Source organism: Oscillibacter sp. 1-3 (assembly GCF_000403435.2).
Classification (GTDB): domain Bacteria; phylum Bacillota; class Clostridia; order Oscillospirales; family Oscillospiraceae; genus Oscillibacter.
The window spans coordinates 465628-476247 of record NZ_KE159709.1 but is presented as its reverse complement, the minus strand read 5'-3'; the positions used below and the strand labels follow the sequence as shown (position 1 = coordinate 476247).

The following is a 10620-nucleotide window of genomic DNA, read 5'->3' as shown; positions in this document are numbered from 1 at the left end:
CCCGCCTTCGGCAGCTACAGCGCCGACACCCTGCACACCGGCACGCCCCTCACTCCCAATCTGGCTCCCGGCTATCAGCCCACCTCCGGAGCCATTATCAACGGCAGCGCCGGTGTCATCCAGCCTCCCGCCATGGGCGGCAGTATGGGAACGGATTCCGGCAGCGGCTCCGTCTATGTCCCCGGCTCGTCCTCGGTGACAGTGACCAACCCCGGCAGTGCCTCCGGCGGCTACACGGCGGTAACGGACGATCTCTATTACTCCGGAGGACACTTGGGCACGCTGAAGATCCCCGCCATTGGTCTGAGCGTCAAGATCTACCAGGGTACGGACAGCGCCGCGCTGAAGAAGGGCGCGGGTCATTTTGAGGACACCTCCATCTGGGATGGAAATGTGGCGCTGGCTGCCCACAACCGGGGCGTGAACAACCACTTCGGGGAGATCCACACGCTGGAGGTGGGCGATACCATCTCCCTGACCACACAGCTTGGGACCCGGACCTATGAGGTGACCAGTGTCTCCAAGGTGAGTGAGACAGACCGCAGTGCCCTCGCCGCCTCCACCACCAACATGATCACGCTTTATACCTGTGTCCGTGACCAGCGTGACCAGCGGTGGTGCGTCCAGGGTGTGGAAATTAGCTAATATGCTTCGTTTTCGCCCGCTCGTTTCTCCATTTTAGATTGCATTTTCTTCTCGACTTTTGACCTCTGTTCCGATATTGTATTGCTTGCAAAAGCACCAAAAAATACGGAATACAGGAGGAAAAAAGTATGACCAGCATGAAAAAGCGCATTGCCGCCGCATTGACGGCAGCCACCCTCACCATTGGGCTCACCGTCCCCGCCGCGGCAGCGGAAGCGCCCAACGAACCCATCCGGGTGAGCAGCTACAAGGGCAGTACCCTGGAGGTAGGGGAGCGAAGCGGCCTGATCATCGGCCCCAGCGGGATCGACTACACCGTCACCTCCAGCGACCCGGACACGGTAGCGGTGGAGCAGGTGCTGACCTTCTGGGTGGCTGTCGCAAAGGGGGCGGGGACCGCGGAGATCACCGCATCCAACAGCGCCGGGGAATGCGGGAGCATGACGCTGACGGTCGGCTCCGCCGCCCCCGCCGCGCCGGAAGCTCCCGCCAGCATGGACAGCGCCAGCCTGACGGACAACCTGGAGATCCGGCAGGAGATGATCCGGCTGATCAACCAGACCCGCAAGGCCAACGGCGTGTCGGAGCTGCCGGTCAGCGAGGCCCTGATGACCGCCGCCCAAGCCTGCTCCGACCGGCGCTACACCTGGCATCACGCCGCAGAGGAGGGCCAAGCCGCCGCTGACGCCGGCTACCCCTACGGTTTCGGAGATAACCTCACCGTGTTCACCGGCACAGACGACGCCGCCCGGCGCGCCGTCGACAACTGGATCAACTCTCCCGGTCACTTCGAGACCATGATCGACTCAAGATGCGACTGCATCGGCGTGGGTGTGACCCAGTACGACGGCATCACCTACTGCTACATGTTCGTCGGAATCCCAAACAGCGTCAATTTTTATGCGTAAGCGAAAATAAAACCAAAACGGCCTTCCAGCGCAAGCTGGAGGGCCGTTTTCTGTCAAAAAGGAGGCTGACAAGCTATGAAAAAGTTCCATTTTCCCCGAACCCGCCTGATCGCGGCTCTGCTGGCCCTGGTCTGCGTGCTGGGCCTGCTCCCCGGCACAGCCCTCGCCGCCACGCCGGACACCATCAAGATGGACGACTGCACCCACAATGGGGTTAAGTATGAGTCCCCGGCTCTGGGTACCTGCCATCTGCACCAGATGCACTTTGGACTTAACGGAAAAAGCACCATGGGCTTCTGTGCCGAGAAGGGCAAGGGCATGGGCTGGTCACTGGAGGGCCACACCTGGGGGAGTCCCAAGCCGGTCAACGACCCCACCGTCAAAACCATGATGGCGTACTTCTACGCCCACTCCACCGGCGTCTTTACTGATCAAGCCAAGGCTTTGGGTGTAGATGATGTGTGGGACAGCAACTACGCATGGACGATGAACTCCTGGACCCAGGCCATCGTCTGGCGCTACAAGGCCGGTCTGCTGTCCGACCCCGTGGTTGCCTGCGCTGAGGAACTGCTGTGCGTCTACAACAATCTGGAACACACCAATTATTCCAGTATTGACGAGACTATGGACGGCAGATCGTTCCGGGACCGGGCGCAGTATATCCTCGACCTGGGCGCGCAGGGCGTATGGGGCGAGTGCGCCGTTTATGAATACGCATATGCCGGTCCCGGCTCCAGCTACCATCCGGCAAATGATGTGCAGGCCATCATGATCGGTGAACTGACCGTGACCCGTGAGCTGTATGACCTGATCATCAAAAAGGTAGACAGCACGAATCCCAACAAGGGCCTGTCGGGGGCGCGGTTCAAGGTGGCCTCCGAAAATGGCTCCTATAACAAGGAAGTAGTAACGGGCAGCGACGGCACTGTTACCGTATCCAAGCTGGAAGCGGGCACCTACGCCGTGACGGAATTGGAAGCCCCGGAGGGTTATGAGATCGACAACGCGGGTCCCCAGTATGTCGTTCTGCCCAATGGAGCCAACAAAATTGTAACTGTTACGTTTAGCGATACCCCTGAAATCACCGGCGAGGGCAGTATCCGCAAGGTGGACGCGGACGATCCCACCAGGGGCCTTGCCGGAGCAGTCATCAAGATCACCGGTGTGGACAACGACTTCACCGGGACCTACGTCACCGGCGCAGGCGGTTACCTGACGGACGTGCCCTGGAAGGATATGCCCCTGGGCAGTTACACCGCCGAGGAGGTCACTCCCCCGGAGGGCTACACCAAAAGCCCGGACGTCAATAAAACCAAGCAGACCTTTGTCTGGGACGGCAAAACTGACATTGCCCTGGTGTTCGAGAATGACGCCAAGGTGAAGGTCAGGCTCATCAAACTGGATGACAGCGGCAATCCTCTCCCCGGCGCTGTGTTCAACATTGTCAAGGATGGTCAGATTATCGGCACGGAGGAGACCAAAGCGGACGGCTCCATCACCGTCACCGATGTGACCGAGGGGATGTACGCCTTCGTGGAGGTGTCCGTACCGGCTCCCTGGGCCACCCTTACCGAGCCGGTGATCGCCCATGTGGATCAGGCAACTGTCAACGGCGGCGGAACGGTGACTGTGACGGCCTCCGACAAACGGCTGCCAAGCCTCACCATTCTCAAGCGGGACGCGCAGACCGGGGATGTAATCCCCAACACCCATTTTGAAATTCGCGGCATCCATTACGGCTACCACAACGATGTGACCACCGGGCCGGACGGCAGGGCGGTCCTCTCCAATATTCCTGTGGACAGCTACGAGGTAACGGAAAAGTCCGTCCCTGATCCCTATGTGGTGGGAGACGAACCCACCCAGACGATCTGGCTGGGGGCCGGAGACAGCAAGGAGCTGGTCTTTGACAACCTGAAGCAGCCTGTCCTGAAAATCTCCAAGGTAGAGCAGGGAACCAACACCCCCATTCCCGGCACGGTGTTCACCGTGGAGGGCATCGACAGCGACTACCGCCAGGATGTGACCACCGAGGCGGACGGCTTCGCCACTCTGCGCGTTGTACCCGGCAGCTACCGGGTGACGGAGAAGTCCGTCCCCGAACCCTATTGTCTGCCGGAGGACGAAGCCGGCCGGACCCAGACCATCAGCCTGAACGGCGGCGATGAAAAGACCCTGATCTTCAAAAACAGCAAGAAGCCCCTGCTGACCCTCTCCAAGATTGACGCCGATACCGGAGTGCCTGTCCCCGGCACCGTCCTCACCGTGGAGGGGATCGACAGCGATTACAAGGATGACTGGACCACCGGCGCGGACGGCACAGTGGCTCTGCGTGTTGACCCCGGAACCTACCGTATCACGGAGAAGTCCGTCCCCGCCCCCTACTACCTGCCGGACAAGGACGCCGACCGGGTGCAGACTATCTCCCTGAATCCCGGCGATGAAAAGACGGTGGTGTTCCGCAACCACAAGACCCCGGAGCTGACCATTTTCAAGGAAGATTCTGTTGCGGGCGCTCCCATCGAGGGCGCCAAGTTCCGTGTGACCTACACCAGCAATGGTGAGGCTGCGGGCGCTCCCGCCTCCATGGACTTCGGTATCTTCGTCACCGACGCCAGCGGCCAGATCAAGCTCCATGAGAAAGGCAAGAAGTTGTACCCCGGTGAGTACACCGTGACTGAGGTGGAGCCTGCTCCCGGCTTCCAGATGAAAGAGCCTCTCACCCAGAAGGTCATCCTTCACGGCGGCGAGAGCAAGACGCTCACTTTTTTCAACGAGCCGTTAAATGCCATTGTGGTGGAAAAGTACGACAGCATGACCCATGAGGCCCTCCCCGGCTGTACCTTCCAGCTCCGCTTTTTGGGCGGCACTTCCGGTACTGGCGGCACGGTCATCGGTACGAAGGTGACCGGGAAAAACGGAACCGCCATCTGGACCGGGTTGACTGCCGGCACCTACATCGTGGAGGAAATCGACCCGGCGGACGGTTACTCCATCATCAATGCCTCTGAAACGGTCTATATTTCCGACAAGGGTGAGCAGAACGTGGTCACCGTCTCCTTCGACAACGCCCCGGACGGCATCCTGCTCATTCGGAAGGTCTGCGCCACCAACCCCAGCGTGACCCTCCAGAACGCCGAGTTCAAGATCATGTACGCGGACGGGACCCTGATTGGCGACTCCAACGGCATTTTCAGAACAGACGAAAATGGCGAGATCCGCATCCCCGGACTGAAGCCGGGAAAGAGCGTGGTAGTCACCGAGGTCCGCGCCCCCGCTGGCTTCATCCTGGATACCCAGAGCCAGACCATCCAGATCCAGGCGGGCAAAACGGTGTCTCTTACCTTCAAAAATCAGCCGAAAGGCAGCCTGATCATCCAAAAGCGGGACAGCCAGACCGATGAGGTGCTTCCCGGCGCGGAGTTCAGAATCACCACCGCCGCTGGCTGCGAGGTGGGCCTGGACGGGGTCATCGGCTCGTCTACCCTGACCCAGAACGGCATTTTCACCACGGATGCCCAGGGCGAGATCAGAATCACCAATCTGGCCCCCGGCGCCTATGTCATCAATGAGATCAAGGCCCCGGACGGCGGGTATGTCATCGACACGCCCTCCACCAACGTGGTCATCGGGCAGGGTGGAGACACCCAGACTGTGGTGATCAAAAACACCCGCAAGGGTGGTCTGATTATCGAGAAGTACGACAGCGTCACCAAGCAGCCCCTCGCCGGCGCACAGTTCAAGGTGATGACTGCCAACGGTGAACTGACCCCGGACAACGAGGGGATGACCTCCTCCAACGGACTCTACACCACCGACCAAAATGGTCAGATCGTTCTGTCCAAGCTGCTCCCCGGCACTTATGTGGTGTCCGAAGAAAAGGCTCCGGACAATTACCGCAAGGACCCCACGCCCCAGACGGTTGTGGTCAACGCCGGGGACACCCAGACACTCAGATTTTACGATGATCCCCTCTGCACCCTGACCATCCTGAAGCGGGACGCTGTAACCAAGAAGCCCCTGCGGGGCGCTGAGTTTATGGTACGGGACAGCTCCGGCCATGTGATCGGCCCCAATAACGGCCTCTACACCACCGGCACAGACGGTACTGTCACCGTCACCGGGCTGGCTCCCAATTCCACCGTGGTCGTCTCCGAGAAAAAGGCCCCCAACGGGTACATTCTGGACGAGACCCCCAAGAATATCGTGGTGCGCAGCGGTGTGGCCAACACCCTGATCTTTGACGATGAACCCGGCACTACGCTGATTATTCGGAAGTTTATCGAGGGAACCGAGAACGAACCGCTGTCCGGCGTGGCCTTTAAGGTTGTAGACGGCAACGGCGGCGCTGTCGGTCCGGACGATGGCATCTATTACACGGACAAGGCCGGTGAGATCGTGCTGGAGGGCATCGAACCCGGCACCACCGTGAAGGTGCGGGAGATCAAGACCGTGGAGGGCTTCGTTTTAGACGGAACTCCCCAGGATATTCTCATCAAGGGCGGCGAAGTGCAGCAGTTGACATTTTGGAACAAGCGGGCCGGAACCCTGGTCATCCAGAAGAAGGACAGTGTGAGCGGCGCGCTCATTTCCGGTGCGCAGTTCCAGCTCACCTACGCCAACGGCGGGTACGTTGATAACGACAACGGCCACCTGAGCAGCAACGGCCTCTACACCACCGATGACAAGGGAGAAATCCGCATCAACGGTATCACCGGGACCGTGGTGGTCAAGGAGACCAAGCCCGCCCCCGGCTATGTCATCGACCAGAGTACCCAAACCCAGACGGTCACGGTGAATCCTCTGGACACCCAGACCCTCACCTTCCTGAACGAACCCCTGTGCAGCCTGACCCTGACCAAGCTGGATTCCGTCACCGGCAAGCCTGTTCCCGGCACTGAGTTCACTGTGCGGGACGGCAGCGGCACTGTGCTGGGCCGCTACACCACCGGCAAAGATGGGACCGTGACAGTCACCGGCCTTGTTCCCGGCAGCACCGTGGTGGTCACCGAGACCAAGGTGCCGAGTGGCTATGTCCTCAACAGCACGCCCCAGACCATCATCGTGAAAAACGGCTCCAACTCTGTGAACAGCGGAACCGTGGGCGGGACCACCAACGGCAATACTGGCGGCACGACCAATCCGGGCGGCACCACCAATGTGGGTGGCGGAACCAACGGCGGCAACGATCTCACTTTCGAGAATGACCCTAAGACCCGGCTGGTCATTGAGAAGTACATCACCGGCACCACCACCCCCCTGAAGGGCGTGACCTTCCTGGTCACCGAATCCAACGGGCAGGTGCTGGGCAGCGCCAACGGCGAGTATGTGACTGACGAGAATGGCCGGATCGTGATCGAGGGCCTGGAACCCGGCAAGACCATCATCGCCAAGGAGATTCGCGCCCTGGACGGCTACCTGCTGGACACCACCCCCAAGTCCATCCAGATCAAGGTGGGGGACGCCCAGACCCTTAGATTTTATAACACTCCTGTGGGCGGGCTGGAGCTGATCAAGGTCAACGAGGCTGACAAGAGCCAGCGAATCCCCAACACCACCTTTGAGATCCGCCGCATGGACGGCGGCTTGGTGGACACTATCACCACCGACAAGCAGGGCCGCGCCCACTTGGATCTGGATGCCGGGGACTACTACGCGGTGGAGATTGAGGCCGGCAAGGGCTTCGAGCTGGACGCCACCCCCACCTACTTCACCGTCCGGGACGGCAAAGCCACCACAGTCACCGTCACCAATCGGGCAGTCAGCGGCATCCTGATTCACAAGGTCGACAGCGTTACCAAGCAGGGCATCTACGGGGTGACCTTCCTCCTCTATGACGCCAACAAGAATCCCATCGGGCAGTACAGCAGCGATGACAAGGGCTACGTCCATATCGACGACCTGCCCGGCTCTGGCCGCTACTACCTGCGGGAACTGGAGAATGACGGCTACCTGGTGGATACCCAATTGAAAACGGTCTACGTCACCGATGGGACCACCACCGAAATCACCTGGGAGAACACCGCCATCACAGGTCAGATCCAGATTACCAAGACCTCAGAGGACTACAACTCCATGAATGGCTGGCCCGCCGGCACCCCCATTCCCGGCACGGAGTTCGAGATCTACCACTACCGCACCGGCAATCTGGTGGATACCATCCGTACCGATAAAAATGGTGTAGCCGTGTCCAAGCCCCTGCCCCTGGGCCGGTACAAGGTGGTGGAGTCCAAGGCCGCTGAGTTCTACGGCCTGGATAAGACGCCCATTGAGGTGGAGATCGAGCACGCCGGCCAGATCGTCAAGACGGCCATGACCAACAAAGCCCTATACACCAACGTCTCCATCAAGAAGACCGGCTACACCGAGGTCATGCCCGGCCAGCAGATCCGCTATGATTTCTCTAACATCGCCAACAATTCCACCACCGCGCTCACCAGCTTCTACTGGCGGGACACCCTGCCCGTCCAGGCGGTGCGGCTGGACAAGATCGTCACCGGAACCTACAACGTGCAGGGGAATTACAAGATTGTGTTCAAGACCAATCTCAACGGCGAGTACCGCACCATGTACGACAACCTGAGTACCATGCAGAACCATGTGCTGGACGCCTCCCCCGCCGCGCTGGGACTGGCCTCCAACGAGTACGTCACCGAGTTTATGGTTTCCTTCGGCATCGTACCCGGCAATTTCCGGCAGGTGGAGTCACCCAAGGTATACTGCAATGTGGTGTCCTGGCTCACCGGAGGGACCCAGTTCGTCAACCAGGCGGATGTAGGCGGCGTGTACAACGGTCAGTGGATCATGGCCACCAGCAGATGGGTCACCAGGGTCTACAAGCCCGCCAAGCCCCTGCCCCGCACCGGCTATTGAGCCGATCCATCCATGCTGAATGGGGAGCCGCCTGTCAAGGGCGGCTCCTCTTCTGTAAATCTAAATGAATACAGGGAGGAAAATCAAGATGAAACTCAAAAAAATGCTCCGTATCCTTGCCGCCGCCATGGTGGTGGCGGCCCTCTGCTGCGCTCCCGCCTTCGCCGCCGGGGATGTGGCCTCCGCGGTGGAGAGTACCTGGACCGACGCCGCGACCCAGATTAAGACCGTGGTGGAGAACGTGGTCTTCCCCGCGCTGGATATGGTCCTGGCCATCGCCTTCTTTACCAAATTAGGTATGGCTTACTTCGACTACAAGAAGCATGGCCAGTTTGAGTGGACTGGGCCGGTGATCCTCTTTGCCTGCCTGGTCTTTACCCTCACTGCTCCCTCCTATATCTGGGGCATCATCGGGATTTGATGGGGCCCGGCAGCAAATATGCCGTTCGGAGAGGAGCTTCGGCAAGCTGTGGCCAGGCGCCGTCCAGACGCTGTCTGTCTTGGCGCCGTCTGCTATGTCCGGCTGGACAGCTGGAATCTTGCAAAGGTCGAGTTTGCCTCCAGCGGAGGCTATTATAACGGAATAACGCTGACAGTTTTCAACCGGCACACCGGGCCGGTTGATTCGGTAACCATCCACTCCCACGATCTGCCTTTGCGGCGAAAGCGGGAAACTCCAGGCTGCGGGTCTGATCCAGAGTGGGGCATCTGCCGCCCTGCTCTGGATCTTGACACGCTCTGGGAGGCGGCGGAAAACTATCTGCTTCTTTTTCAGGAGCCTGATTCAGAAAAGAGGTGATACCCAATTTTTATCTTCGACTTTGTAGCCTCCACCATCATGGACAATCTGGTCGATTGGTTCTATGGACAGGTGGTGGGCTTCCTCGGCAACTTTTTTGCCGAGATGGGAAATATGGGCGTGGAGCTGTTCGCGCTGGACTGGGTCAGCGCCATCGTCCTGTTTTTCTCTCAGCTGGGCTGGGCGCTGTTTGGCGTCAGCCTGGTGGTCTCCGGTTTTGAGTTCGGCATTGAATACTCCACCGGCAGAGGCAACCTCCAACATACGGCGCTGAACGCCATCAAGGGCTTCATGGCGGTGAGCCTGTTTACCGTGGTGCCTGTGCGGCTTTACGCTCTGTCCGTGTCCCTGCAAGGGACCTTCGCAATTGGCTTGACCGGAGCCGGAACCAGCATCGGAACCGTGGGAGAACGGATCATTGAGGAACTGATGAGCGTGGAGAGCCTTGCGGATATGGCGGGCGCGCCCAGTTTTGGCATGAGCGTCCTCACCAGCCCCATCATGCTTTTGTTCTGCATCATTATGATGGCCTATGCGGTAATCAAGGTGTTTTTCGCCAACCTGAAGCGAGGCGGCATCCTGCTCATCCAGATTGCAGTGGGGAGCCTCTATATGTTCAGCGTCCCCAGAGGCTACACAGACGGCTTTGTCCAGTGGAGCAAACAGGTGATTGGCCTGTGCCTGACGGCCTTCCTGCAATCCACCATTTTGGTAGCGGGCCTGATGGTGTTTAAGGACCACGCTCTGCTGGGACTGGGCCTCATGCTCTCCGCGGGTGAGGTGCCCAGGATCGCCGGGACCTTCGGTCTGGACACCACCACCCGAGCCAATATCATGAGCGCCGTCTATACCGCCCAGGCTGCCGTCAATACCACCCGCACCGTTGTGCAGGCGGCAGCGAAATAAGGACAGGAGGAGAAAAATGCTCACTATGGGGAGCCTCTTCGACGGGATCGGCGGCTTCCCTCTGGCGGCGGTTCGCAGCGGGATCACGCCCGTGTGGGCCAGCGAAATTGAAGCCTTCCCCATCGAAGTCACAAAGCACCGTTTCCCCGGCATGATCCATGCGGGGGACATCACCAAGCTGGACGGGGCAGAATTGCCGCCTGTGGACATCATCTGCGGCGGCAGCCCTTGTCAGGATCTCAGTGTGGCTGGAGCGAGAGCCGGTTTGTCCGGCGCCCGCTCCGGCCTTTTTATGGAACAAATTCGAATTGTGAAGGAGATGCGAAATGCAGATATGGAAGGAGGACGGACAGGGCTCGCTGTTCGCCCACGATGGATGTGCTGGGAAAACGTACCTTATGTGCTTCAACGCATAAGGTACGTTATGATAAGAAATAAATTATGCACAGCCTGGATATTTTTGCGCAAATGTGTCTTTATCTCGTAAGT

6 protein-coding genes and 1 pseudogene are annotated in these 10620 nt (G+C 59.4%); all 7 read left to right on the top strand.

The window, feature by feature from the left end; all coding sequences use genetic code 11:
* A partial coding sequence (locus tag C816_RS14880; RefSeq protein WP_016323225.1) for a class D sortase occupies positions 1-645 on the top strand: 645 nt, incomplete at its 5' end.
* A gap of 128 nt (positions 646-773) precedes the next feature.
* Positions 774-1553 (top strand): CAP domain-containing protein, encoded by a 780-nt coding sequence (locus tag C816_RS14875; protein ID WP_016323224.1) that lies wholly within the window; start codon positions 774-776, stop codon positions 1551-1553.
* A 75-nt stretch (positions 1554-1628) separates the two neighbouring features.
* Positions 1629-8426, top strand: a complete 6798-nt coding sequence (locus C816_RS21970; RefSeq protein WP_016323223.1) for a SpaA isopeptide-forming pilin-related protein — start codon at positions 1629-1631, stop codon at positions 8424-8426.
* Between the two features lie 88 nt (positions 8427-8514).
* On the top strand, positions 8515-8847 hold the full coding sequence (locus C816_RS14865; RefSeq protein WP_016323222.1) for a DUF3852 domain-containing protein: 333 nt from the start codon (positions 8515-8517) through the stop codon (positions 8845-8847).
* A gap of 48 nt (positions 8848-8895) precedes the next feature.
* The gene (locus C816_RS14860) at positions 8896-9225 is read left to right on the top strand and encodes a hypothetical protein (RefSeq protein ID WP_040655693.1); all 330 of its coding nucleotides are present in this window, start codon (positions 8896-8898) and stop codon (positions 9223-9225) included.
* 6 nt (positions 9226-9231) lie between these two features.
* The gene (locus C816_RS14855; protein ID WP_040655691.1) at positions 9232-10131 is read left to right on the top strand and encodes a conjugal transfer protein TrbL family protein; all 900 of its coding nucleotides are present in this window, start codon (positions 9232-9234) and stop codon (positions 10129-10131) included.
* A gap of 16 nt (positions 10132-10147) precedes the next feature.
* A pseudogene (locus C816_RS14850) lies at positions 10148-10528 on the top strand (DNA cytosine methyltransferase); the annotation flags it as partial.
* Between the last annotated feature and the right edge of the window lie 92 nt (positions 10529-10620).